This is a genomic window from Micromonospora sp. NPDC005367, assembly GCF_040606825.1.
Taxonomy (GTDB): Bacteria; Actinomycetota; Actinomycetes; order Mycobacteriales; family Micromonosporaceae; genus Micromonospora.
In genome coordinates this window covers 244,098-269,537 of the sequence record NZ_JBEXFP010000004.1, presented here as the reverse complement: position 1 = coordinate 269,537, position 25,440 = coordinate 244,098, and the positions used below count along the sequence as shown (strand labels likewise).

The 25,440-nt window shown below is 73.2% G+C and carries 22 protein-coding genes; 7 read left to right on the top strand and 15 right to left on the bottom strand.

Annotated elements, in window-relative coordinates:
- Positions 1-185: 185 nt before the first annotated feature.
- The 9 genes from ABZS42_RS05115 to ABZS42_RS05075 form a co-directional block, all read right to left on the bottom strand.
- Positions 186-365 (bottom strand): hypothetical protein, encoded by a 180-nt coding sequence (locus ABZS42_RS05115; RefSeq protein WP_355142658.1) that lies wholly within the window; start codon positions 363-365, stop codon positions 186-188.
- Positions 366-517: 152 nt separating this feature from the next.
- Entirely contained in the window at positions 518-1,687 is a 1,170-nt protein-coding gene (locus tag ABZS42_RS05110; RefSeq protein ID WP_355142657.1) for an FAD-dependent monooxygenase, read from the bottom strand.
- Positions 1,684-2,856, bottom strand: coding sequence for an FAD-dependent monooxygenase (locus tag ABZS42_RS05105; RefSeq protein WP_355142656.1), 1,173 nt, complete (start codon positions 2,854-2,856; stop codon positions 1,684-1,686). The genes ABZS42_RS05110 and ABZS42_RS05105 overlap by 4 nt, the downstream gene beginning before the upstream one ends.
- A complete protein-coding gene (locus tag ABZS42_RS05100) occupies positions 2,853-3,770 on the bottom strand; it encodes a thiopeptide-type bacteriocin biosynthesis protein (protein ID WP_355142655.1) in 918 nt (305 codons plus the stop codon). Before ABZS42_RS05100 ends, ABZS42_RS05105 begins: the two co-directional genes overlap by 4 nt.
- 70 nt (positions 3,771-3,840) lie before the next feature.
- Complete coding sequence (locus ABZS42_RS05095; protein ID WP_355142654.1) at positions 3,841-5,331, bottom strand: hypothetical protein; 1,491 nt, start codon at positions 5,329-5,331, stop codon at positions 3,841-3,843.
- Positions 5,328-7,250: a TOMM precursor leader peptide-binding protein gene (locus ABZS42_RS05090; RefSeq protein ID WP_355142653.1), complete on the bottom strand. Its 1,923-nt coding sequence runs from the start codon at positions 7,248-7,250 to the stop codon at positions 5,328-5,330. Before ABZS42_RS05090 ends, ABZS42_RS05095 begins: the two co-directional genes overlap by 4 nt.
- Positions 7,240-8,871, bottom strand: coding sequence for a hypothetical protein (locus ABZS42_RS05085; RefSeq protein ID WP_355142652.1), 1,632 nt, complete (start codon positions 8,869-8,871; stop codon positions 7,240-7,242). The genes ABZS42_RS05090 and ABZS42_RS05085 overlap by 11 nt, the downstream gene beginning before the upstream one ends.
- Entirely contained in the window at positions 8,868-11,450 is a 2,583-nt protein-coding gene (locus tag ABZS42_RS05080) for a hypothetical protein (protein ID WP_355142651.1), read from the bottom strand. Before ABZS42_RS05080 ends, ABZS42_RS05085 begins: the two co-directional genes overlap by 4 nt.
- Entirely contained in the window at positions 11,447-12,589 is a 1,143-nt protein-coding gene (locus tag ABZS42_RS05075) for a hypothetical protein (RefSeq protein WP_355142650.1), read from the bottom strand. The genes ABZS42_RS05080 and ABZS42_RS05075 overlap by 4 nt, the downstream gene beginning before the upstream one ends.
- 173 nt (positions 12,590-12,762) lie before the next feature.
- Here ABZS42_RS05075 and ABZS42_RS05070 point away from each other — a divergent pair, with 173 nt between their 5' ends.
- Together ABZS42_RS05070 and ABZS42_RS05065 are read left to right on the top strand one after the other, a co-directional pair.
- On the top strand, positions 12,763-13,338 hold the full coding sequence (locus ABZS42_RS05070; RefSeq protein ID WP_355142649.1) for a hypothetical protein: 576 nt from the start codon (positions 12,763-12,765) through the stop codon (positions 13,336-13,338).
- Positions 13,335-13,493, top strand: coding sequence for a hypothetical protein (locus ABZS42_RS05065; RefSeq protein WP_355142648.1), 159 nt, complete (start codon positions 13,335-13,337; stop codon positions 13,491-13,493). Before ABZS42_RS05070 ends, ABZS42_RS05065 begins: the two co-directional genes overlap by 4 nt.
- Before the next feature lie 70 nt (positions 13,494-13,563).
- Here ABZS42_RS05065 and ABZS42_RS05060 read toward each other — a convergent pair whose 3' ends face one another.
- The gene (locus ABZS42_RS05060) at positions 13,564-13,740 is read right to left on the bottom strand and encodes a thiazolylpeptide-type bacteriocin (protein WP_355142647.1); all 177 of its coding nucleotides are present in this window, start codon (positions 13,738-13,740) and stop codon (positions 13,564-13,566) included.
- Between the two features lie 233 nt (positions 13,741-13,973).
- Positions 13,974-15,479 (bottom strand): SagB family peptide dehydrogenase, encoded by a 1,506-nt coding sequence (locus tag ABZS42_RS05055; RefSeq protein ID WP_355142646.1) that lies wholly within the window; start codon positions 15,477-15,479, stop codon positions 13,974-13,976.
- A 302-nt stretch (positions 15,480-15,781) separates the two neighbouring features.
- On the opposite strand from ABZS42_RS05055, the gene ABZS42_RS05050 reads away from it, so the two are divergent.
- Positions 15,782-17,302, top strand: a complete 1,521-nt coding sequence (locus ABZS42_RS05050) for an AMP-binding protein (RefSeq protein ID WP_355142645.1) — start codon at positions 15,782-15,784, stop codon at positions 17,300-17,302.
- Between the two features lie 121 nt (positions 17,303-17,423).
- Entirely contained in the window at positions 17,424-18,032 is a 609-nt protein-coding gene (locus ABZS42_RS05045; protein ID WP_355142644.1) for a response regulator transcription factor, read from the top strand.
- 19 nt (positions 18,033-18,051) lie between these two features.
- Here ABZS42_RS05045 and ABZS42_RS05040 read toward each other — a convergent pair whose 3' ends face one another.
- The 4 genes from ABZS42_RS05040 to ABZS42_RS05025 all read right to left on the bottom strand — a co-directional run bounded on the left by ABZS42_RS05040 (position 18,052) and on the right by ABZS42_RS05025 (position 22,550).
- Positions 18,052-19,245, bottom strand: coding sequence for a histidine kinase (locus ABZS42_RS05040; RefSeq protein ID WP_355142643.1), 1,194 nt, complete (start codon positions 19,243-19,245; stop codon positions 18,052-18,054).
- Positions 19,246-19,412: 167 nt separating this feature from the next.
- A complete protein-coding gene (locus ABZS42_RS05035; RefSeq protein ID WP_355142642.1) occupies positions 19,413-20,066 on the bottom strand; it encodes a hypothetical protein in 654 nt (217 codons plus the stop codon).
- 35 nt (positions 20,067-20,101) lie between these two features.
- A complete protein-coding gene (locus ABZS42_RS05030) occupies positions 20,102-22,360 on the bottom strand; it encodes a TOMM precursor leader peptide-binding protein (protein WP_355142641.1) in 2,259 nt (752 codons plus the stop codon).
- Between the two features lies 1 nt (position 22,361).
- Positions 22,362-22,550: a hypothetical protein gene (locus ABZS42_RS05025; protein ID WP_355142640.1), complete on the bottom strand. Its 189-nt coding sequence runs from the start codon at positions 22,548-22,550 to the stop codon at positions 22,362-22,364.
- 287 nt (positions 22,551-22,837) lie between these two features.
- Here ABZS42_RS05025 and ABZS42_RS05020 point away from each other — a divergent pair, with 287 nt between their 5' ends.
- The 3 genes from ABZS42_RS05020 (at position 22,838) to ABZS42_RS05010 (ending at position 25,356) form a co-directional block, all read left to right on the top strand.
- On the top strand, positions 22,838-23,443 hold the full coding sequence (locus ABZS42_RS05020; RefSeq protein ID WP_120674231.1) for a response regulator transcription factor: 606 nt from the start codon (positions 22,838-22,840) through the stop codon (positions 23,441-23,443).
- Between the two features lie 129 nt (positions 23,444-23,572).
- Positions 23,573-24,535, top strand: a complete 963-nt coding sequence (locus ABZS42_RS05015; protein WP_355142639.1) for an ABC transporter ATP-binding protein — start codon at positions 23,573-23,575, stop codon at positions 24,533-24,535.
- Positions 24,532-25,356 (top strand): ABC transporter permease, encoded by an 825-nt coding sequence (locus ABZS42_RS05010; protein WP_355142638.1) that lies wholly within the window; start codon positions 24,532-24,534, stop codon positions 25,354-25,356. The genes ABZS42_RS05015 and ABZS42_RS05010 overlap by 4 nt, the downstream gene beginning before the upstream one ends.
- Positions 25,357-25,440: the final 84 nt, after the last annotated feature.

Sequence of the window (25,440 nt, the reverse complement as noted above, 5' to 3'; positions counted from 1 at the left end):
CGAGGAAGGTGGCCCTGCCACTACGTCAATCGTCGTGATCATGCAACGCCGCACGTCAGCTGAGCTGTCGTGACTCCGCGCGAGTGCCGGACGGCGCCCGCCGACCACCGCGTACGGTGACCGCCCGAGTACGCCGAGCACGCTCCCACGGTCGGCGCCGGTCGGCGCGCGGGCCATCGCCTACGTCAAGTGCCGGACAGCCGGCGGGGAGTCGGCGTCGGCACCGACTTCGTGCACGGCGCGCTGAAGGCGACGGCATCGCGGATCGTCTCTGGGCGCGGCTTCACCAACTGGGCCAGCCACTCGTCGGCGTACGCCCGGAACGTCAGCAGCTGTTCGGCAAGCTCCGGCGCCGGGACGGCCACGCTGGCGGGAAGGAGTAGTCGAGTTGCTGGCCGTCCCACTTGCCCGTGCCGCCGATGCGCCACCTCACCCGCCAGGGGGTGACCTTGCCGCCCTCGTACTGCCTCCCGGACACGTCGGAAGGACCTGCGCGAGCTGCCTGGCCTGCGTCCATCTATCCGCTCCCGCCGGTCGGCGCGCCGTGCGCCAGCTCCGCGTCTGGGTCGTGGCCGTAGAGCCACCGGAGGTGGCTCAGGTCGACCTGCCGGGTCAGTTCCTCGTCGCGGGCGCGCTGCGCCGGCCCGTCGGGCAGGTGGAAGAGGGCGGCCCGATGCCGGGCCTGCCGGTGCACCTCCGCCACCCGGGGGCGGCGCGCCCGCTCGTACCGACTGAGGGCGGTGGCCGGGTCCGCCGCGAGCAGGTCGGCGACGAGCAGGGCGTCCTCCAGCGCCTGGTTGGCGCCCTGCGACAGGTACGGCAGGGTCGGGTGCGCGGCGTCGCCGAGCAGCACCAGCCGACGGCTGTGCCAAGGCCCGGTGATCTCCCGGTCGTACAGTCCCCAGCGGCTGACCCCTCGGGCCGCGCCGATGACCCGGCGCACCTCGGGATGCCAGCCGTCCAGTGCGGCGGTCAGCTCCTCGACGGCAGGGTCGCCGGTCTCCGCGCTCTGCGCGCAGACCGCGCTGACGTGCACCGTTTGTCGGGCTGCGATCGGGTAATACGTGACGTGGGCGTCAGGCCCGAACCAGAAGAGCACCCGGGGTACGCGGCCCAACGCGGGCACCTCGTCCACCGGGAGCAGGCCGCGCCAGACGGCGTAGCCGGAGTAGCGCGGGGTGTCGTCGATCAGCGCGGGACGCACCACGGAGTGCACACCGTCGGCGCCGATGACCAGGTCGGCGGTGTCCCTGGTGCCGTCGGCGAGGTGCAGCGTGGCCTGCTCGTCGTCCTCGGTGACGCGGACAACGCGCCGGCCGAGCCCGAGGTCGGCGGCCGGCAGGAGCCCGACCAGGCCGCGCTGCAGGTCGGCACGGTGGATAAGCACGTACGGGGCGCCGTAGGCGGTCACGCACGCGTCGCCGTGTGGGAGGGCGCAGAGGAGCCGTCCGTCGTCCCAGCGTCGGATCTCGATCGATTCGGCGGCCACGCCGTGCTCGCGCAGCGTCGGGCCCACACCGAGCCGGCGCAGGATCCGCACCCCGTTCGGGGAGAGCTGGATACCGGCGCCAACGGCGGTGAACCGGGCCGCCTGTTCGTAGATGCGGTACGGCACCCCGTGCCGGCGCAGCAGCGCGGCGACGGCCAGGCCGGCCACCCCGCCGCCCACGATCGCGACCCGTGTCACGCCGCCACCCCGCCCGGCTCGTACCCGTACAGCCAGGCGCGGGCCTCCAGGTCGGCGGCCTGGCGCAGCGCCACGTCTCGGGCGGCCTGTTCGGGGCCGTCGGCGAGGTGCATGTGCCGAGCCTGCGCGCGAGAGGCGCGCTGCACGGCGGTGGCCCGGGGCATGCGCTGCCGCTGGTAGCGCAGCAGCCGGTCAGGGGCGTCGGCGCGGGAGGCGCCGGTGAGGCAGGAGGCCAGCTCGACGGCGTCCTCGACGGCCTGGTTGGCGCCTTGAGCCAGGAAGGGCAGCATCGGGTGGGCGGCGTCGCCGAGCAGGGTGACCCGCCCGACCGACAAGGCGGTCAACGGTTCCCGGTCCCACAGCGCCCAGTACCGGACCTCGCGGGCGGCTCGCACGACGGCGGCGACCGGGGCGTGCCAGCCGTCGAAGGTGGCGACGAGTTCGGCCGGATCCACCGTGGCGGACCACGATTCCACGGGCGGCCGGCGCAGGGGGGCGATGGCGGCGAAGCCGAGCGCTCGGCCGCCGCTGACCGGGTAGCAGACGAAGTGCCTGCCCGGACCGAGCCACATCCGGGCCACCGGCGCACGGGCGCCCGCCGGCAGTCGGTCCATCGGCACCAGCCCACGGAACACACCGAGGCCGGAGAAGACCGGCGTGTCCGGGACGAGCGCCGCGCGTACCGCCGACCGCAGCCCGTCCGCGCCGACCAGCACGTCGGCCCGATGGGTGCGTCCGTCGGCGAAGGTGAGCACCACCTCCTCGCCGTCACCGTCCACCCTGGTCAACGGCCGGCCCAGGTGCAGCCGGGTGGGGTCCACCCGCGTGTGCAGGGCGTCGCGCAGGTCGGCCCGGTGCATTCCCAGGTACGGCGCGCCGAAGCGCACCTCACAGGCGGCGCCGAGCTCGGTGCGGGCCACCGGACAGCCGGACCAGCCGTGGATCTGCGCTGCGGCGAGTCGGACGGCCCGGGAGTCCAGCGTGGGCCGCAGGCCGAGCCGGTGCAGGGGCCGGACCGCGTTCGGGGAGAGCTGGACGCCGGCGCCGACCTCGGTGAGCCGGTCGGCACGCTCGAACACCCGGTAGGCCGTGCCGGTCGCGTCGAGGGCCGCGGCCAGGGCCAGTCCGCCGATGCCGGCACCGACGATCGCCACCCGCGGGCTACTCATGACGGGTTTCCGTCCGGGTACGCCGCGGCGAGCCAGGCGTAGGTGCGCAGCTCCTCGAAAAGGCTGCGGCCGAGTCGGTTGTGCAGCATGTGGACGTGGGAGAAAAGGATCTGGGCCGGCGGCGTGTCGCCGCCGGCGGCGATCTGCTCGGCCAGCTCCGCGATCGCGGCGTGCCAACGGCGGAACGGGCCGTGTGCGTCCGGGTCGGGGACCGGGCCTGTGGCGTCGACGGCGCAGAGGGCGGCCAGCTGGTCAGGCGTGGTGCCGGAGTGCCCGGCCCACACCCGCCAGGCGTCCATGCTGCGGCGGTAGAACTCGGCCTGCCGCTCCGGGCCGCCGAGGGCGGCCGCGGCGGCGATGGTGCCCCGCAGCCCCAGCCCGGTGCGCAGCCTCTCGGAGGGCCGGCTGGGCAGCACCGCGACGACGAGCTCGCTGGACAGCTGGAACAGTCGCTCGGTGGCGGGCATCAGCGACCGACCGCCGTAGCGCAGGTGCTCCGGCTCGTAAACGGCTCGATGCACGCCCGGTGGCATCAGATCGCGCACCTGCCGGTCGGCACCGCGTTCGGTGGCGGCGAAGGTCACCGCGCCGGCCCGGTAGCCGGCCTCGTCGAGGGGTTCCTCGTCGTCGGCCAGCCGGCCGGCCTCGGCCAGCCGGTCGCGCAACGCCTCCTCCACCCGGTGGTACGCCTTGGAGCCCAGGTCGCCGACCCGGAACCGCAGGTGAGTGCCGGCCTGCCAGAAACGCATGAAGAACCAGGGCCGGCCGTCGAGTTCGGCGGCCACCGGCCGGATCACCTCCTGGATCACCCGGTCCTGCACCGAGCGGGCGTCGGAGGCGAGGTGCAGGTGCCACGAGCTCCACTCGGTGGGCCGGGTCGCGGCGGGGTCGGGGCGGAGCACGGTCTGGGTCACGGCATCTCCTTCGTTCTCGATTGCCGGGCTCGCGAGCCCGGGTCACTGCTCGCGCTCACGGCACCTCTCCTCACAACCTGATGTCGAGCAGCCCGCCGCTGGCGTGCCGCGGGGTGCCCACTACCGCGGCGAGCGCGATCATCTCGTCGCCGGCCAGGCCGAGCAGGTCCCGTGTCGCGTTCTCCACGAATGCCCGGACCGGCCGGGCGTACAGGTCGGCCGCGCTGGCCGCGAGGGAGAGGCCGTGCGCGGCCCAGCCGACGGCGTACTGGGTGGCCGTCCAGGCGGTCGGCCCGTAGGCGGCATGCAGCTCCCGGGGGCGGACCGACAGGAACCACACCATGGAGGCGTGCCGGACGCCGCAGCCGTCGGTCGGGGTGAGCGGGTAGCCGTACGTCGCCTCCAGCTTTGTGGTGATCTCCCGGTCGGCCCGGTGCAGGACGAGTTCGCCGTCCGGCCCGACCCGGTGCACGCCGTCGGCGTACCCGTCGATGTCGCGCAGCGCGACCGAGACGGTGATCCCGTCGCGGACGGCGGCCAGGGTGGGCCCGGGTGCCGGCACCGCCAGCCAGCGTGTGATGTCGTGCACGACCGCCGCCGGCAGCCGCCGCCGGCGGGAGTCGAAGCCGGGCCGGCCCGCCGGCATCCGCCCCGAGTTCCGGCGCCAGGTCAGCTCCGCCCAGTCCGGCGCGGTCGGTGCGGCAGCCGCGTCCGCCGGCACACCGGAGCCGAGCCGGGTGGGTGGGTCGGTGAACGCCTGCGCCCGGTTCACCGCCGCTACCTCGGCGAGGACCGGATCGGGTGACTCGGCGGGCGGGTCGGCGGGCGTCGGGCCGGGCACCGGAGGGGGCGCGCCCAACCCGACGGTGACCGGCAGCGACCATTCCCAGGCGGGGTCGAGCCCCACCTCGGCGAGGACCGCGCCGGCCCCGGCGTCGGGCAGCCGCACCCACGCCGGCACCCGGAAGAGGTGCAGGCCGATGGCGAGCGCGCGCAGCGCGTAGCCGGTCTCGATGGCGACCAGTGAGCCGCGGAACCAGCGGTAGCCGCGCGGGATGCGGGTGTATCGACCGGTCAGCGCGAGCTGCCGGGCGCGGGGCGGATGCCCGGGTACCGACAGGGTGGTCAGCGCGTGCCGGTCGGGATCCAGCAGTGCCCAGTGCTCTCCGTCGTCGGCGAAGACCTGCACCGGGTACAGGCAGCGCGGCGAGGCGTAGCCGCGGTGCGGGTTGTAGATGTTGTCCGGGTCGTACCACTGCGGCCCGTACGCGGCGACCAGGGCGTGCCCGAGCGGGTCGGCCACCTCCCCCGCCACCTGCCCGTGCGGGTACGCGGTCCGCCCCAGCAGCTCCGCCGTCCCGTACGGCAGTGGGCGGCGGGTGCCTCCGACAGCGGCGGCCGGGGTGGGCGGGTGCACGTGCGTCTCCATCGGAGGCACCGGCTCGGACAGCCAGGGTGGGATCACGGTCTCGTCGGCCCCGGCGGCGTACGCGTACCAGAGCGACTCCCGGCCGATGGTGTGGTCGGTGTACGGGGCGGGAACCCGCAACCCGGCGCTCACGGGAACGGGTGGGGGTCGTAGGGCAGCGGTCGTCCGGCCTGGGCGGTGCCGGCGAGCGCGGCGGCGAGCCGGGGCTGGCCCAGCAGCCGCTGCTGGGCGTGGCCGAAGCACATCGGCAGGATGCCGGGTACGACCATCTTGACCACCGAGATGCCGACGTCCCGGTGCTCCCGGGTGCTCTGGTCGACCAGCACCATCCGGTCCATGCCGGCCGCTGCGTAGAGCTCCCGGACGTGCTCCAGGGCGCCCCGGACGTCACCAGCCGCGGCCCGGTCGAGCTGGCCGGGCCAGTCGCCGAACGCCTCGGCGATCGTCGTCTCCGGGCCGCCCAGCACGGCGGTGGCCCGGGCCAGTGTGGCCGGATGCATGTAGTAGCGGGGGTGGTGGACCAGTTCCTCCATGTTCCACGGGTCGGCCAGCATCGGCTCGATGTCGGAGGTGTCCGGGTCCTGCGGGTCGGTGACGAGCTGGGCGACCTCCCGTAGGGCGCCCCGGATGGCGGTGGCCGGGTTGGCGCCGGACCCTCCGGAGTGGAAGGTGGCCGGGAATCCGCCGGTCCGGTTGACGGCGAGGGTCCACACGATCGGCAGGGCCACGTCCTGGGTGGCGACGAGGATGTGGACGTCGAAGCCGCGAGCGTCGATGAGGTCGATCAACGCCTGACTGTCCGGGTCGGTGATCGTCGAGGTGGGGATCACCGGCAGCGGGGTGGCCCGGTGCCAGGCGATCAGGAAGGCGTCCCGCTCGGCGAGCTCGAGCAGCGAGTGCAGGGCCGCCTCTTCCAGGCAGGAGCCGGCGGCGCAGCCGCTGGAGGAGTCGTAGAAGTGCTTGCGGTTCTCCCGCGGGTTGGCCCGGCGCGCGGCGCGGGCGGCCCGGCGGTTCAACTTGTACCGGTACTCGTACTGGTAGAAGCCGATCTCGGCGGGTACCAGCACCGGCCGCCCGGTGCTGAGGTCGTGGCCCCACACCCAGTCCATCGGGCTGTCCGGGTGCACCGGAAGCACCCGGGCGGTGGGGTGGGCGAGCTGCTCGTCGGTGTGCCCGCCGAGGGTGGCCGGGTCGAGGGCGTAATCGGCGACCTGACGGTAGGTCAGCCCCTGGAGCACTGGCGCGTCGAACGGGAAGCCGCCGAGGCGCTCGTAGAGCTCGATGAGGCCGACCGGTTCGGCCTCCCGGAAGGTCACCGCCCGGCCGTGTCCCCACGCCGGTGCGTCCGGCATGATCGACATGCTCATGGCAAAGGGCGCGGCCGACTCCAGAATGATCTTCTGGACCGGGCCGAAGCGCTCGTCGACGACCCGGTCCCGCAGCGCCCCCGGAACGACCAGGCGGGCACCGTCCGCGGCCCGGGTGGGGTCGCCCGGTGCGGCCGGGTGGCTGCGCAGGGTCAGCGGCTCCGGTCGCCAGTCCAGGTCCGGGTGGAAGCGCGGTGCGCAGCACGAGCAGTAGAAGTGCCGCGGGATCCGGTGCCGCCGCACACCGGCCGGGCCGACCACAGCGAGCTCGCCGGGAGCCAGCGGCACGTCCGCCAGGTTCCGGGCAGCCGCCGCCAGCAGGTCCGGCAGCAGTGGGTCGCCGGTGCCGGTCCGCCAGCGGTTGAGGTCCAGGCGGGCCTGCAACGGGTGCTCCAGCACCGAACGCTCGCGGGACTCGGCGCAGACCGGGCAGCCGGCGTCGGTGCCCGGTACCCAGCGCGGGCCGATCTGCACCTCGTCGTCGTACACCCGCACCGACAGGTGCTCGCGGCCGTCGGCGACGCTGCGGCGCCACTGCCCGGTCTGCCAGTTCAGGTCGAATCCGCGGTCGAGCGTCACGGTGGCGTCGACCGCGAGCAGGGGGGCCAGCGCGGTGAGCCACTCGTCGGCGGCGTCGGCGGCGAACCCCGGCCCGAGGTTGGGCCGGTCGGTGTCAGTGCCCATCGGTCTGCTCCTCGATGTCGCCGGTAACCTCGACCGGGCCGTACCAGAACGGAAGCTCGCCCAGGACCGGATCGGCGTGCCGGGCGCGGCCGCGGAACCGGCGGCCGGTCGCCGCGGCCAGCGCGGTGACCTGCTTGCGCAGCGCGTCCACCACGCCGTCACCGGCGAGCAGCAGGGCGTCGGTGTGCAAGGCGGCTGCCGGCTCGCCGCCGGCCGCCCGGACCTGCCCGGCGGTGACAGCCACCCCCACCGCGGCCCGGACGGCGGTGTCCGCGTCCGGCCCCCAAGCCACACCGAGCGTCTCCCCGCCCGGGGTGCGCACCCGGGCCAGCCGCCAGTCCAGGCCGGGTACCGCGCGCAGGTCGACGACGTGCGGCTGGGCACCCAGGCTCTGCCAGATCCGGTGCGTCTCCGGGTCCAGCTCCGCCGGGTCCACCGTGGGGACCTGCTCGGCTTCCGCGGCGAGCAGCCGCAGTGCGCCGTCGAGCAACCACGTCTCCTCGGTCAGTCCGGCCGCGCCGCCGTCGGCCGTCCGCCGCATCCCCTCGATCGCCGCCGCGACGTACGCGGTCTGGAGGTCGGGCCCACCGGCGAAGACCGAACCGGTCCGGCCGTCGCGGTACGCCAGCTCGCGCTGTGACAGCGGTAGCTGGGGCAGCTCCGGTTCCCGGTCGCCCCGGGTGTACGGGCCGGTCCAGCGGGTGGTGAGGGCGGAGACAGCCGGGGTCAGGTCGTCGATCGTGGGCAGCGGAACGGGTTGGGCGTCGTCCAGCAGGTGCCAGCGCTCGTCGTCGGCCAGCGGCGCTCCGAGCACCACCCGGTCAGCTGTGAGCGCGTCGGAATGCACGACGTGCGCGTCCCTGCGGGTGTCCTGACCAGCGATGACCGTGAACAGCAGGTGCGCGGCGAGCGCACCGGCCAGCGCGTCCGCGACCGGACGAGCGGGCGGCGGCACGGCGTCCGCCGCAGCCTGGTCCAGGACCCGGTCCCGCCACGCCGGCCACCTGGCGGCGGTCGCGGTGTCGGTCACCACCGGTCCGGCCACCAGCACCCGGTCGTCCAGCAGCACCGGCAGCACCGGCGCCGTGGCCGGCTCGGGCGCCTCGCCGGCGGCGAGGCAGCGGATCACCGCGTCGAATCCGGTGAGGTCGTCGGCCGCGTCCCGCGCCTCCGCCGCACCGATCCCGGCCCGGAGCAGCCCCCGCACCGCCGGCCCGGTGACCTCGACGGGGCCCACCACCGCCACCCGCGCTGCCCGCACCGCCGCGAAGGCGGCGTACGGATCCGCGGAGACCGCCTCCAGGTAAGCCAGTGGTCCGGCCCACCGCTGCCGCTCGGCCTCGTCCGGCTCGGCGACGGTGTGCGCCGCGAAATCCAGGAGCAGGTTGTGCCCCCGTAGCTGGTCGACCAGGTGGCGGACGGCCGGCCTGGCCCGCTCGGTGCCCAGCGCGGTCACCATCTCGTCCTCGGTGGTGCCGACGTCCAGCAGCGGCACACAGGTGTCGGCGACCCGGAACAGCAGCGTCGAGCCCCGCAGGACGAGCTGGTCGCGGCCCCCGGCGAGGTAGACGCCGTCGGGCGTCGGCGCGTAGTGCAGGTACGGTCGCGCGCGCAGTCTCATGACTTCTTCCCTCCGTACTGGAACAGGCCGCCGGGGCGCCTGCCGATCTCGACCACCCACTCGTAGGCGTGCGTGCCGTCGACCACCCCGGGAAGCGCCTCCTCCAGGTAGTCCACGGCCTTCCCGTCGGCCCGACGCTCGAGCATCCGCGGCAGCACCCGGGTGCCGAGGGCGGAGGTCAGGTCGACGTACTGCGGCTTCTGCTTCTGCCGGCGGGGCATGATGTCGGCCGGGCGCAGTGACCGGGGCGCCTCGTCGTCGAAGGCGGTCTTGACCACCACCTCTTCCGGTACGCCGTACCGGCCGCGCCAGCCGGTCAGGGCGAGCAGCCGCTCGGGGCCCTCCGGCGCGGCCAGCGCCCCGTCCAGCTCGGCGCCGCCGTACCAGCGGCGGCGGCTCACCACCACATCGCCGACGGCGACCCGCGGGGCGATCCGGGTACGGGCTCGATCCCACGGGTTGCCGCCGTGCCAGAGGTCCAGCAGGTAGTTGTTGAGTCGACCGCCGGTCGCCAGGCAGGACGCCACCGACAATGGCGGCGGGAACAGCCCCGGGTGCCCGGTGCCCAGCGGCAGCACCCGCAGCCGCTGCCCGTCGGCATCGGTGACCGCGAGCGTGTCGGTGTCCGGATCGTGCACCAGACGCAGCGCGTACCAGTCGTCCGGGCCCAACCCGTCCGGCAGCACGCGGGGATGGGCGTTGACGTTGAGCCGGTGCAGCCCCAGGTCCTCCACGACCCGTGCGCCGTCCCAGCCGAAGCGCTCGGCGAGCCGGTCGGCGAGGTACGGCAGCGCCCGTCCGCCGAGCCGCCGGTCGCCGTCGAGGAAGCGGGAGTAGAGCATGCCGTGCCCCGGCAGCCCGTCGTTGACGACCAGCCGGTCCCCCGCCCACTGCGCGAGCACCCCGTAGCTCAGTGGGTCACGCCGGAACTCCTCGGGCAGCTCGGCGACGAGCTCGTACGCCTGCTCGGCGGACCACCGCACCTCAGGCTCGCCCGCCTCGGCGGCTCGACTGATCTCCGCCCGGGTCCAGGCCATGATCCGGCGGCGCAGCGCGTAGAGGCGCAGCAGCGGGTCGTCGCCGACCGGGCTGTCGTCGGTGAGCGTGGCGGCGTACTGGCCGGCCGCCACAGCCTGTGCGGACACCGCCTCGACGAGTTCGTCGGCGTGGTCGGCGAGCGAAACGCCGGCGCCGGCGCCGAAGCGCCCGACGAAGGCCCGGGTGGTCATCATGCGCACGTCGTGCAGCCAGTCGAAGACCGACAGCAGCTCCACCGCCGCGCCCAGGTCGGCCAGGTTGCCCCGCACCGGCTCGGTGTCCACCGTGGCCGGCGGGAGGAGGTAGTCCTCCTCCACCATCACCTGGGCCGGCCGTTGCGCCAGCCCGCTGACCCGGGCCAGGTCGGCGCGCAGGGTCGCCAGGTCGGCGCGCCGCTGCATCACCGGCCCGTCGGCCAGCCGAGACAACCCGGCACGCACGTCGGCGAGGGCGTCGGCGGCCAGGGTGTCCGGCCGGTCCAGCTGTTCGGCCAGGTCGGCGTCGCCGTTCTCGGCCTCGTTGAAGGTGCACAGGATGCCGCCGTCCAGCGCCCGCAGCACGATCTGCTCGGCGTCGGGCAGTGGGCAGCCGGCGTGCGTGGCCACGTACCCGGCCACCGCCCGGGCCGGACGCGGGCCCATGGCGATCGCGTCCATCAGCAGCTTGATCGGGCCCCGCAGCGGTGCGGAGAGGCGCTGGTAGCCGCCCTCGGTGGGGCGCAGGAAGAACAGCGCGCCCTGCTCCGGCTCCACCGCGGAGGTTGGCGAGAGCCCCACCCACGCACCGAGCCGCGCCGCGCCCGCCGGCGGGTTCAGCCCGCCCAGCACATAGGCGATCATGACGCGGTCCAGGCTGGTAAACGAATGCGCCCCGGTGAACGGCACGTTGCGCGGGTCGATCCCGTCGGGGCCGGGCACCGCGATGCCGACAGCGGTGAACCGGGCCAGCGGACTGGTCCGGACCATGGCCCGGGTGACGTACTGGATCAGGCCGCGCTCGGACTTGCGGCCTCGGGCTGCCACCGGTTCGCCGGTGGCCACGGCGGCCCGGTAGCGCTCGGCCTCCTCGTGCACCTCGGGAGCGAGCAGAGCCAGCGAACGGCGCAGGTCCTCGTCGCCCAACAGCCCGGCGAGGGTCTTCCGTTCCCGCTCGGCCGCCGCCGGATGCTCGGCGATGAGCCGGGCCCGCAGCTCGTCGCGGCGATGCCGGGCGGCGACCCAGGCGGCCACGGCGGGCAGATGCGTCAGGTCCGTGCGGGGCTCCCGGTCCCGGGAGATGGCGCGGCGGGCCTCCACCAGGCGCTTGCGTTCGGCCTCGTCGGCGCTGGCACCGATCAGCCGGTAGAGATCGTCGGCGCAGCGGGCGGCACTGTCGGACAGCGCCCGGTCCACTTCGGTCAGGTCGGCCAGGAGCACCCGCAGCGCCGGGTCGGCGAGGCGGGCCCGGCGCAGCGGGTTGATCCGCAACTGCCAGAGGGGCTCCGCCGGCGAGGTGGTGCTGATCGGGGCGAGAGGCGCCGGGGCGGCGGGGGCGAGGGTCATGCCGCCCTCCCCGCGGTCGCGACGACCCGGACCCGGTCACGGGTGAGCCGGTCCTGCCAGCTCTCACCGAGCACCTCGTCGACCAGCTCGCTGATCGCGTAGCACATGTAGTAGCGCTGCATCGGCGACACGGTGAGCAGCGGAAGCTGCTGGTAGAAGAGGTTGATCAGCACGCGGTAGGCGGCGAACCACTGGGTGGTCCGGTCGTAGGCGCCCGACGCGGCGACCCTGCGGTGGAACTCGGTGTCCGGCTGGTCACCGGTCGGCACCACGTCGGGGGCGCTGGGCGGGCCCATCGCGGCGGTGTCCACACCGCCGGTGATCTCGTCTAGGAGGTCGAGGCTGAGCGTGCCGTCGGTCACGGCCGCGTCGAAGGTGCCGGCGCAGTAGGCGAACGCCGTCCGCCAGGCCGCCGCCGGGCCGCTGGGGGTGCCGGCGAGCCGCTGCTCGACCACCGAGCGCAGCACCGTCGCCTCCCGCGCCAGCCGCTGCGCGAAGATCGGGCGTACGTCCCGGGTGGGCCTCGCCCAGGCCAGGAAGGCCTCGACGTGCGACCGGAACGAGTAGACGCCGTGCGCCAGCCCCAAGAAGTACGAGTCGGCGAGCGCCGCGAAGGCCTCGCCGAGGCGTACCGTGCCCTGCTCGGGCCGGCGCGCCAGCTCGTCCACCGTGTCCAGCAGCGGCGTGGTCAGGACGCTCTGCGCCACCTCCCAGCCGGCCAGGGCGCGCAGCGCCGGCTGCCGGGGGCCGCTGTCCTCCCGGCGGAGCAGTTGCACCGCGCCATGCTCGGCCATCGGCAGGTACGGCGGGGGCACCGCCTCCAACCGTCCGAACTCGCGGGCCTGCGTGAGGTAGTCCTCCTCGCTGAGGGCACGGGCCGGGTCCAGTGGGCCGGCGTCCAGCTCTGCGGCGACGGTGGCCCAGTCCGCCGCGCCCCCGGCGCCGCCGTACGCGACGATGTCGACGTGGGGACCGTGCCGCCAGCCCCGGTGGAGGTGGACGACGGCGTTGCCGTCGTCGTGCAGTGCGCGGGCCACCGGCACCACGGATCGCGCCAACCAGGGAAGCGTCACGGGCCCCCTGGTGTGGAGCCGCACACCAATCACGTCGGTGGCCGGCTCATACGCCTCGGTCGTCATGTCGACGCACCTTTCCGGAATTGTCTCGACGAGCAGGAAATTCGCTGGAAATTCGATTCTCGACCCGCGCGGCGATCGAACAACAATGTTCCTGACAACTGTCAGGAATTTGCTGACGGCTGGTCCCGGCGGGTGGTTTGCGCCTTTTGAGCGACCTACGCTAAGGTCTGTCCATGTCAACTGACACCGGCGCGCGTCAATTGGGCGGCGAGTCCGTGAATCGCCGAGGCCCGCTCGCCATGGGCATCGCCACGATGGTCGTCTACGGGATGCTCTGGCTGATCGTGGGTGTGACCGGCCTACCGGTGCCCACCGGCGTCCGGCTCGCCCTCGACCTGGCCGCCGTGGTCGGCGCCGGCGCTCTCCTGGTGGCGAGCCGGCGGCTGCGGGCGCGCGGTCCGGCCCGGGTCCGCCGCGTCCACCCGCATTCGATGCGGTGGTTCCACCTGGTCAACCTGGCGCAGACCGTGTTGATCCTCGCCGCCGTCTTCGGGCTGCTTCGCCTCGGTTCACCAGGGCTGATCGTCGTGGCCGTCTGCCTGGTCGTCGGCTTGCACTTCCTGCCACTGGCCCGGATCTTCGACGTCCCCGGCTACTGGTGGACCGGCGCGCTGCTGATCCTGGTGGCGGCGGTCGGCGCGACAGCGTACGGTCTTGATACGGGCAACGGAACCGTACGCGCGGTGGTCGGCCTGCCGGCCGCCGTCGCGCTCTGGTCCACCGCGCTGGACGTGTCCCGGCGCGGATGAGCGAGGGCCGGGCGCACCGACGTCGGCTGCACTCGTCCAACTTCGACTTGGACGAGCACAGCCGACGTGAGCCGCGTCAGCAGGTGCTGGACGAGCGGGTGGGCGAGGGCGATGACGCCTCGGCGCGGCCACTCGATGCGCCCGACGCCGGCTGACTCTCGCCATCGTTCATCCACTGTGTCCCGTTGCCGGTCCGGCTGGTCTCGGTCCGACCGCGACGGTCGTTCAGCAGGTGCTGGACGAGCAGGTCGAGGAGGAGGACGAGGTGCCGATGCTGCCGCTGGACGCGCCCAGCTCCGGCAGCGCCACGCCCTGGGCGACCTCGAGGACCTCCAGGTCGGCGATCTCGAACGAGTCGAAGGTCTTGTCGTCCTGGGTCGCGGGGGTCTCGTCGATGCTCATGTCATTTCTCCTTCTGTTTTGAAGGGCTTTTCTTCAACCCTTCCGGTGAAATCAATTCTGGCCCCACCCAACGACCGTGTCCATGCTTTGCCAACGCCTGCTGACACATATCACGGTGGCAATTACACCGGTGCCGGCCGTAATCGCGAAAGGGCCGCCCGGGGCGAGATGAGTGCCTGTCGGAGAAGGCGCACACCAGGCCCGGACGGCCTGTGGAACGAAGCTTCGGCAGGTCATCGGCGCCCCAGCTCCTCGCCGGCGCGCAGCGCCCAGTCCGCGCCGTTGAGCAGCCGCCAGCCGTCCTCGGTGCGCCACGTGCCCAGCTCACCCGCCGGCCGGCTGCCGAGCAGGAAGTCTCCCACCGACGTCTCTCGCAGCCAGTCGAGCCGCAGCACCCGGGCGGTCAGGTCGGCGTCGCCGATCCCCAGCCCGCACGGCGCCAGCCCCATCGCCGTCGCCACCAGGTACATCGTCTGGTAGACCACCCCGCAGTGCCGCAGCGTCATCCCGTAGGCGATGCCCGCGTACTTCCAGGACAGCCGCTGGAAGCGGGAGGTCAGGGTGATCAGCACGTCACCGTCCGCCTCGCCGCCGGTGGCTCCCGCGGCGACGTCCAACATCGCCGCCCGGTCCGCCGGCTCGTCGTTGACCAGCACCAACCGGTGCGCCACGGAGTCGTAGAACCAGATCCCCGCGTCCAGGCCCGCGCAGCGGCGCACGGTCAGGTACAGCTCGATCTCGTACGCCGACCCGCCGGTCGGATAGGGCCGCCCCACAATCTCGTTGCCGGTCGGGTCGCCCTCGGCACCGCGCAGCACCCGCACCCGACCCACCCGGTAGAGGAACTCGCCGAGCTGGCGCAGGGTGAGCGGCTCCTCGCCGTAGGAGCGGATGGACCGGCGGCCCTCCAGCGCCACGGTGAACGCCGGGTCCCGGGCCAGCACCTCGTCGAGCTCCGGCCGGTACAGCTCCACGGTGCGGCCCGCCGGCGGCTGCTTGACGGCTGGCAGCGGGGGGATCTCTCCCCGGTGCGGGTAGATCCCGCCGACCGGGTCGTCGTAGCGACCGGGGCGGGTGCGCGAGTGGAAGAGCAGGTCGTGGAAGGACCACTGGCGCAGCGTCGGATCCACCTCGGACTCGAAGCCACCGGCGCTGTCCGCCGCGTCGACCAGGCCCGCACCGACGAGATGGCCCAGGAGCGTGCCGACCGCCGCGACGTCGAGGTCGTCGGCGGCCAACTCCGTCGGGGTACGCGGGGTGCCCAGCTCAGCCACCAGGCGTCGGGCCGCCGGGTGCACCAGGATCACCCGGTGCCGGGCCAACGGCGACTCCACCACCAGCGCGCCTTCCCGAGTGCGGCAGAAGGCGAAGCGGGACAACCGCACCCGGACGGCCGGCGCCACGGTGACCGGCGCGTACCGCGTTCCCGGCGAGGTCCGCTCAAGCTGCAGCATTTCGTGGCCACCCGCGACGACGCCCCGGGCGAGCAGGTGGGGCGCCCGGTCGAGAAACCCGCGCAGCTGGGCGGCTTCCCGCCCGGTCAACCCGGCGAGCAGGACGGCGGGGTCGACCGGCCCGTCGGCGAGCCGGCGTAGCGCCGCGGCGAGCCCGCTGCCGATCTGCCGCATCGCGACCACCCCGGCGGGGCTGGTGAGGACGACCCGGTCGGCTTGGAACTCCACCCGGGCGTCGTCGCGGAACCTGACGACCGTGCCGTCGGTGGGGCTTGTCGTCTGCATGGTGCACTCCGTTTCCGTCGCGGGACTGGGTCTCGGGTCTCGCCGCCACGGATTCCGGACCTCGCCGGACACGACGCAACGAGGCGCCGCCGCCACTGTCCCCGGCTGCCCCGGCCGCCGTCATCGCCGGATGACGCTCGCACCTCACTCCGGTGACACCGGTCATGCCGGGTTCGTGACACCCGTACCGGCATCCGTGACGGACATCGTGGGGGCGCTGGCCCGGTGAACGGTCCGGGTGGAGGCTGGCCGGGTCCCCGCCCTGCCCGGCGGCGGGCGGAGGCTGCGGACGGGAGGTCACGGTGGAGACCGGCGAGGCGCACTACGTACGGCGGCTGTTGGACGCCCTGCAACGGCGACCCGGACGGCCCGTCCTGCACCGACCGGAGGGCGCGACGAGCGGCGGCGCGCTCGCCGCAGCGATCCTGGCGACCGCCATCGGACTGACCCGCGCCGGTGTGGCGCGCGGGGAGACGGTAGCCGTGCTGACCGAGCCGAACGTGCCGGCCATGCTGGTCACCCGGTACGCCGCGCACCTGCTCGGCGCCACCGTCACGCACGTGCGCTCGATGAACGCCCGCGCCGACGGTGAGCATCTTTCGACAGTCGCCCGCCTGCGGGTGCTGCGCGCCACCGGTGCCCGCACCCTCGTGGTCGACGCGGCGAACGCCGGGCGGGGTCGGGAGTTGGCCGCCGCGGCGCCCTCGCTGACGGTGCTGGCCGCCGACGGGCTGTGCCGGTACCGGTCGGATCTTCTTCCGACCGCCGCCTGGCACCCGAACGACATCGCGGTGGTCGACCTGACCAGCGGCAGCTCCGGCGACCCGAAGCTGGTGCAGCAGACGTTCGGCGCCCGCGACACCCGGATCCGGGTGTCTGCCGGCGACGGCTCGCCGGACTGGCCGGTGACCATGCTGTCAGTGACTCCGGTCAGCCACGCCACGGCGACCATGGTCGACGCGGTCCTGATCGGCGGGGGCACGGTGGTGCTCCGCGACGGCTTCGACCTGGACGAAGTGGTCGACGCCGTCGTCCGGCACCGGGTGACGGACGTCTACCTGGCGGTGCCGCACCTCTACCAACTGGTCGACCGGCCGGAGGCCGCCCGGCGAGCACTGCCCTCGCTGCGCCAGGTGCTATACAGCGGTACCTTCGCCGCTCCTTCCCGGATCGCCCAGGCGGTGGCGCTCTTCGGCGAACGGCTGACCCAGCTGTACGGCAGCACCGAGGCCGGCGGCATGTGTACCCTCACCCCGCTCGATCACACCGAGCCGGAGCTCCTGCCCAGCGTCGGCCGACCCTTCTCGTGGGTCGATCTGGAGATCCGCGAGGCCGACGGCCGGACCGCAACGCCTCGCGGAGTCACCGGTGAGGTCTGGGTACGCGCGGCGACCACCATGGCCGGCTACCTCGGCGACCCGGCCTTGACCACGCAGACGATGCACGACGGTTGGATGCGCACCGGCGACCTGGCCCGCTTCGACCGCTACGGTTACCTCCACCTCGTCGGACGCATCGGCAGCGTGATCAAGGCGAACGGCTTGAAGATTCATCCGTCCACCGTGGAGCAGGTTCTCCTCGCCCACCCGGCGGTGGCCGACGCCGTCGTGTACGACCGACGCGACCCGCGCCACGGCGAGACCGCCCACGCCGCGGTGCAGTTGCGTCCAGGGGTCCAGTGTGGTGCTGCCCAACTGCGCGACCACATCGCCGCCGGCCTTTCCCCGGCGCACGTGCCGGCCGGCTTCTCATTCCTCGACGCGCTGCCGCTGACCGTGTCGGGCAAACCCGACCGCGTCGCCCTCCGCGCCGCCGCCGACTGACGCCCGTTCAGTCGGGATGGCACATCCGGATGGGTCGTCCGTAACGACGTTCGGACGGAGAGTGACGCTGGTAGCACGAGTGGCCCCCTAACGCCGGCGCCGTTGATGCGAAGCTGGCCGGGTGACGATCAGGGTTCTGCTCGCCGAGGACATGAACATGGTCCGCGGCGCCCTCCTGGCACTCCTCGCCCTGGAGCCCGACATCGACGTCGTCGCCGAGGTGGCGTCCGGTGACGACATCCTGCCGGCGGCGCTGGCGCACCGGCCGGACGTCGCGGTGCTCGACATCGACCTGCCGGGAATCAACGGGCTGACCGCGGCAGGTCTGCTGCGCGAGCAGTTGCCGAGCTGCCGTTGCCTGATGCTGACCAGCCTCGGGCGGCCAGGCAACCTGCGCCGGGCGATGGCGGCGCACGTCGCCGGCTTCATCCTCAAGGACGCCCCGCCGGAGATCCTGGCCGACGCGATCCGGGGAGTGGCGGCGGGCCGCCGGGTGGTCGACCCGCAGCTGGCGCTCGCCGCCTGGGACAGCGCCGAATGCCCGCTGACCGCCCGCGAGGCCGAAGTGCTCCGGCTCACCGAGAAGGGCGCCGAGCCGAGCGAGATCGCCACGCGGCTGTTCCTGTCTCCCGGGACCGTCCGCAACTACCTGACCACCGCGGTGACCAAGCTCAACGCCCGAAACCGGATCGACGCGATCCGGATCGCCCGCGACGCCGGCTGGCTCTGACCCCGGCCTCCCGGGCCGGTCAGGACGCGAGCTTGGCGGGCGGCTCCAGTGCGGCGGGCAGGCTGACCGGCAGCTCCGCCCGGAGCCGGAACCAGCCATCCGGGGAGCAGCAGGTGACCAGGCGGCCGCCGAGCGCCCCGGCCCGGTCGGAGAGGTTGCGCAGCCCGCTGCCCCCGTGCTCGGACGGCAGGCCGGGCCCCTGGTCGGCGCCGTCGTTGGCGATGGTGAGCAGCACGCGCCCGCCCTGCTCGGTGACCAGCACCTCGCAGTTGCGCGCCCTGCTGTGCCGCAGCAGATTGGTGACCCCCTCGCGGAGCACGGTGGCGAGCACGGTGCTGATCGCCTGTGGCAGCGCGGGATGATCGATCTCCATCCGTACCTGGATGTCGGCGGCGGCCAGCACCGACCGCGCCGAGCGGGCCTCGTCGCCCAGCGACATGTCGCGGTAGCCGCTGGCGAGCTGTCGTACGTCAGCCAGCGCCTGTCGTGAGATGCGCAGGATGTCGTCCAGTTCGGCGACCGCTCGGGTCGGGTTGCGGACCACCAGGCGCCGGGTCAACTCGCTCTTGAGGGTGACCGCGGAGAGGCTGTAGCCGAGCAGGTCGTGCAGGTCACGGGAGAAGCGGAGCCGTTCCCGGATCACTGCCAACCGAGCCAATTCGGTGCGGGTGGCGTGCAACTCACGGACCAGGATGGACATCTGGGACAACCCGTAGACGATAAGACCGCTCAGGACCGTGGACACCGTCGTGTACGCGACGAGCAGGACCTCTGTGGTCATCGCCGACTGGATCACCACAGTGCCGAACACCGTCGCCGCGAAGCCCACGACCGAGCGGGGAGGCGCCAGCATCAGCAGGAAGCTGCCCGCGACGAAGCCCGGCATCCCGACCCAGGACTGGCCGAACACGAGGAACGGTAGGAAACCGAGTAGCGACTGGGCGGCGAGCAGCCCCAGACGGGCCGGCCCGGGGAGCCGACGGGCCCGATCGGTCAGGAAGAACAGCTGCAGTGACAGGAGGCCGCCCATCGACACCAGGGCGAGCACGACCGCGTGGAGCTCCTGCGCCGCCTCGAGGATGTTGAGCAGCGCGACCAGGCTGAGCCCGGTGACGACGGTGGCGACCACGACCCGGGCCAGTCGCGACGCCGTGGGGCCGGTGCGCACGTCGTCGTTGATCGAGCTCGAATCGTCTGACGGTGTCTGGTCCATGTGCACGCCCCCCCGAGCGCCGATCCTCCCGCGCGAGCCTACGCGTTCAGGCCCTCGCGGCGGATCCGCGATAACGCCGAAGTTCGATGTTAAGCTCTGCGTCACCCGAGCGGGGGGCAGCGTCACTCGTGCGCCCGCCTCGCGGACCGCGTGTCCACACTGGTCGGCTACGCCCGCTCGGCATGCATGCCAGTGACCGCCACGCCCGCCGCGAGCAGATGCGCCACCGCCTCGCCGACCAGCGCCGCCGGCAGTCCGACGGCCACCGCCAGCGCCGCCACGGTGCTCGGCACGACCAACGCGTCGACCAGCCGGCTGCCGTCCGGGCGGTGCAGGACCACCCGGTACGCGCCGCCGGGCACCTCCAGCACCAGGCCACCCGACTCGCGGCGCGTCTGGACCGCCGGGGAGAGCCACACCAGGCGGTCCGCGGGCAGCGGCGCCAAGCGGAACACCGCTCTCGGGGTCAGCGGCAGAGCCGAGAGCCACGGACCGAGGCCGTCGGCCAGGCCCACCGATCGGACCACCACGTGCTGAAGTCGGTCCAGCAGCTCGGACAGCCGGCGACGCAGGTCCTCGACGCTGTCGTCCGCGACACCCTGGAGAACGTTCTCCAGGGACACCGGGCCGAAGCTCATCCGGCGCAGCGACTCCACCGTCGTCGGATCCGGATCGGTCACCCGGATCTCACCCCACCGGGTCAGCAGCAGCACGCTGCCGTCCGGGGCGCCGGTCTCCACGAGCACGTCCTCCGGGAACGACCAGAGGGCGACCGTCCTGACTTGCCGGCCGGGCTGCCGCCACGACATGTGGCTGTTCACGTGGGCCCTCCTCACTCCGGCGACGCGCTGATGGATCAGACAAAGATCGGGATCGGGTTCAGGTCCTCGTACCGGGTGGCGCGCTCGACCCGCCCGAGTTGGACCGGCAGGTCGTAGAGACGCCCCGGCGCGAACCTGGCCCAGAAGTGCCGCAGTCCCGGTACGAGCACCTTCACCACCGGCAGGCCGATGTCCGGCCGCGTCTGGTCGAGCACCAGCAGCTCCAGGCCGCGCGCCGTCACCGCCCGCTGCACGGTCTGGATGTCGTCGCGCAGGTCGGTGCCCGGGACGTAGCCATAGTCGGCGGGCGTGCGGGCCGGCACCCCGGCGTTCGGCCTCAACCAGGGCTGGTTGGCCACGGTCGCGCCGGCCCACCAGCGGCGGGCCTCCGGGTCGTCGCAGGCGTACCCACGCCCCGTCGCGTCCACCTCCACCACGGCGGGCAGCAGCTGGTTGACTTCCGTCAGTGCCCGACGCAGCGCCACCGCCGGGTCGAGATGCGCACCGAAGCCGAAGACGATGTCCTCCGCCGGCTTGTCCGTCCGCCGGGACAGCGCCACGAACGTCGGCACGCCCAGGTCGGCGGTCAGGTCCAAGGCCCATACCTCACGGTGCAGCCGGCGGTGTACCTGCCGCAGCTCGACCATCCACCCGTCGGCGAAGGCGTCGAGGTCCACCCCCGGCTGCCGGGTGCGGTTGTACCACCACAGCGCCACCGCGTCCCGCTCCACCAGCTCGAAGAAGCCCTGGCAGATGGCGTCCTCCAGGCTTGCTCCGGCGGCGTTGCCGTTCGAGTCGGCCCGCAGGCAGCGCTGGCTGGCCTCCGCCGGGGTGCCATAGTAGAGCAGCGCGGTGGGGAGCAGCCGTTGCCGCCCGGCGGTCAGCGACCACACCGGCGTCCAGTCCAGCTCGGCCTGCTCGTCGAAGCGCGGACCGATGTATTGGAACGCCGAATGCCGGGCGTTCCAGGCGGCACGTTCGGCGTACTGGCGATCGTCGAACAACTGCACCGAGTTGGGGTGGACGGCCTCGTCGCCCAGCTCCGCGAAGCGGGCCCGGATGCGCAACTCGTCGCCGTGGAAGGTGCCGGACTGGCGCTCCAGCGCCTCACAGAGCGCACTCACCCGAGCCTGCTCGGCGGTGGCGCCCTTGCCGCCGTGCTCGCTGCGGAGACCGCGGCGCAGGTCGTCCAGGCCGCGCACGTCCAGGGCCAGGTTGGCGCCCGCACGGTAGGAGTGCAGGAACTCCGGCCCGCGCGGGTCCCGGCGGATCTCCCGGACCAGCCCGGTGACCGGGCTGACGAGGTGCTCGTACCGCTGCCACACCTGCTCCGGTGAGAGCGCCCGGTGGCCGCCGCCGTCGGTCGACGCCTTGGGCCGGCTGACCGGACTGACCGGGCGGCGGCTGCGCTCACGGACCAGCTGCGGGTCGCCGCAGGAGGGGCACTGCGGGCGGGCCCGCAGCTCATGATGCCGCCCATCCAGGGTGAGGGTGTCCACCGTCCACACCGCCTGCTGACCGGCGTAGCGGTGGCCGGCCAGCCACTTCGACGCTTCGAGGGCGACGAGTTGGGCGGCGACGGCGGCCGACGGCGGCACGGCGGCGACGGGACGGGGCACCGGCCCGTCTCGTCCGAGGACGCGCTGCACGTACGCCTCTGCCCGCCGGTGCAACCAGAGCCGGTGCGCCAGGCAGTGCCAGCAGGCCTGACCCGGTCGCAGCACCGGGCCGATCCAGAGCTGGGTGCCGACCGGGCGAGCCAGCAGCCAGGGCCGGTCGGTCTCGCGCTGCCGCCGGTCCACCGCAGCCAACTCGCGGTCGAGGTAGTCGGCGCAGAGCACCACGTCGAGGTCGGCGGCACCCTCGCCGCTCACCAGGGCGAGGCCGGCGGTGGCACAGGCCTCGCGTACCGCCGTGTCGTCGATCCCGCCCACGGCCCGGACCCGGACGGCGGCACCGGTCAGGGCGGAGGTCGCTGCACCGCTGTCCAGCCCGGCCGACTCCCAGTACGCCACGGCCCGCGGGTCGTGCTGTCCGACACCGGGCGTACGGGCGACGAGCAGCCCGGCGTCGGCCAGGTCGCGGACCAGGCCCGCGCATTCCTCCGGGGCCTCCCGCAGCACGGTCGCCACGTCGCGGGTGCCGTCGAGCAAGGGGGTGAGGTGTTCCATCCGGGCCGCCTGGACGGCCGTCACACCGTGCTCCGAGAAGAGGTACGTCGCCTCGCCGGCGATAACCTCCGGGCGCAGGTGCCGCCGGAAGCCCACCAGCGGCGGCTCCGCGACCCCGGTCATCTCAGGCGGCCCGCTCGTCGTGGGCGGCGTCCGCCAGGCAGATCCAGGTGAAGGCGGCGGGCGGGGTGTCGGACGTCGTCCACGCGTCGTGCTGGCTGATCCGCAGGCCGGAGTTCGCGCCGGCCGGGCCGAAGGCGTTGGCGGTGCCCGCCACACGGGAGTCGCGGTCGGGTGCGGATGAGTGCGTCATGGTGATCCTCGTTCCCGGTAGGGCAGGGGATGATGCTCGCCCTGCGATAGGAAAATGGTGTCGTCGCGGGGGCGGCCCCACCAGTGCCGACGTCACCGACCCGATGTGAAAAACACACGTCGACGCGGCATGAGAATTTCAGGTTCGCCGGCTGTGCAAATTTCATGTTCGCCTCGGGACCGGCGCACTGTTCCGATCACGGTCGCGTCGCCATGCTTTTGGGCAACGTCGGAATGGCCTCCGCAACGCCGGCCACCGACGAATCCTCTCACCAGCGGGGTGGCCCAATGAGCATTCGAATTGTCGTCTGCGACGACCACGCTCTGGTCCTGGACGCGTTCGCGGAGACACTGCGGACGGTTTCGGGCTTCGAGATCGTCGGTCTCGTCAACGGTGGCCAGCACGTGGTCGCCACGGTCCGGCAGCTGCGTCCCTCCATCGTGATCCTGAGCATGGGGATGGCCGGCACGGACTGCCTTCAACTCGCCCGTCAGGTACGCGAAGCACTCCCCTCCTGCGGCGTCGCGCTGATCGCCGCCTCACCCACGCGAGCCCTGGTGGATCGCGCGGTGGAGGCGGGCGTCCTCAGCGTGATCCCGAAACACGCGCGCCTGTCCCACCTGGTCGGCGCGGTCCGCGGGGTGGCTGCCGGCTGTCTCACCATCGACCCGGCCCTGATCGGGCCGCCCGGGGCGCGGGCGCAGGCCCTGTCCCACCGCGAAAGGGAGATCCTCAGCCTCACCGTCGGCGGCGCCTCGGTGAAGGAGATCGCGAAGGAGCTCTTCCTCTCCGCCGGGACGGTCCGCAACCTCTCCTCCTCGGCGATGCGCAAGCTCAAGGGGCGCAACCGTTTCGACGCTGCCCGCATCGCCTACGAGCAGGGCTGGCTTTGACCGCCGGTGACATCTGTCCCGGCCTGCGGTGATGTCGGTCAGCGACGCCGCTCTCCGGCCGCCGGGCGCCCTAGCGTCCGGGGAAACCAATCGAAAGGGAAAGACCGTGACAGCACCGGAGCACCCCCGATGAGCGCCCTGGTCGTGGACGGACTGCGCAAGCGGTACCGCGACCACGAGGCCGTGGCCGGCATCGGCTTCACCGTCGAGCAGGGAGAGATCGTCGCCCTCCTCGGCCCGAACGGCGCGGGCAAGACCACCACACTGGAGATCCTGGAGGGCTTCCGCAGCCGCGACGCCGGCCGCGTGGAGGTGCTGGGCCGTGACCCGGGCGACCGGGCCGAGCGACGCTGGCTGCGGGAACGGGTCGGCCTGGTGCTCCAGGACATCGCGGTGGAACCGCACCTGCGGGTTCGGGAGACGGTCGCCCGCAGCGCTGGCTACTACCCGGACCCGCGGGACGTGGACGAGGTGGTCGAACTCGTCGGACTCGCCGAGAAGCGCGACGCCAAGGTGAAGGACCTCTCCGGCGGGCAGAAGCGGCGGCTGGACCTCGCCCTCGGCGTGATCGGCGACCCGAAGCTGCTCTTCCTCGACGAGCCCACCACCGGTTTCGACCCGACCGCCCGCCGCGGCGCCTGGGAGGTCGTCCGCAGCCTGCGCGATCTCGGCACCACCGTCGTGCTCACCACCCACTACATGGACGAGGCGCAGGCGCTCGCCGACCAGATCGTGGTGCTCAACGCGGGCCGCGTGGTGGCACAGGGCGCCCCGGAGACGATCGGCGGCCGGGACACCGCCCGTACCCGGATCCGCTTCGCCCGGCCCGACGGCGTGACGCCAGAGGAGCTGCCCGTCGTCCCCACCGAGATCGACGAGACGAACGTGACCCTCGAGGTGGACGACGCCACCGAGGCGTTGCACCGGCTGACCGGCTGGGCGCTGGCACGCGGGACGTCGCTGCACCGACTGGCGGTGGAGCAGCCCACCCTCGAGGACGTCTACCTGAGCCTGACCGGCGACGCCGCCGGCCGGCCCGAAGCCGCGCTCGCGTCACGTCGGCCGCGCCGCAGGAACCGGAGGGCAGCATGACCACGTTGAATCCCGTCGCCGTCGGTGCCACCGACGAGACCACTGACCGCCCGTCCCGCCACCGCCGCGGCGACCTGGCCGTGCTGCTCCACCAGATTCGGTACGAGCAGCTGTCGTTCTGGCGCAACCCACAGGCCATGATCTTCACGTTCGTCTTCCCGATCGCGTTCATCGCCATCATCGGTGCGGTCTTCGGTGGCGGGGAGGCCAGCGACTTCTTCTACGGCCGCACCGGCATGCAGTACTACACGGCGACGATCGCCGCCGTGTCGGTGCTCGGGGCCTGCTACGGCCAGCTCGCCATCGCGCTCGCCGCCCGACGGCAGACCGGCGTGCTCAAACGACTGCACGCCACCCCGCTGCCGGCCTGGATCTACTTCGCCGGGCTCCTCGCACACTGCCTGATGGTCAGCGTCATCGACGTCGTCCTGGTAGTGAGTGTGGGCGCGCTGTACGACGCGCCGGTGCCCGCCGACTGGGCCTCGGTCGGTGTCACGCTGCTGCTGGGCTCGGTCTGCTACTGCGCCCTGGGTGCGGCGGTCGCCTCTCTGGTCAGCAACTCCGAGGCGGCCCCCGCGGTGGTGCAGTTCGTGCAGTTTCCGCTCGTCTTCATCTCGGGAAGCTATTTCCCCATCCACTCCGACACGTTGAACACCCTGGCCGGACTACTGCCCGTGAAGCCGTTCAACGACGCCCTGTTGTCGGCGTTCACCACCGGCGACGGCCTGCACTGGAAACAGCACGGCATCCTGCTCGCCTGGGGTGTGCTGGGCACCCTGATCGCTGTCCGCCGATTCCGCTGGGACCCGCGCCCGGAGTGATCCGCGGCCGTACCGGCCCGCCAGCACGGCGGCGTCCGGACGGTGAGTTCCGGCCCTGGTTCCGGAGCTCGCCGCCCGGACGTC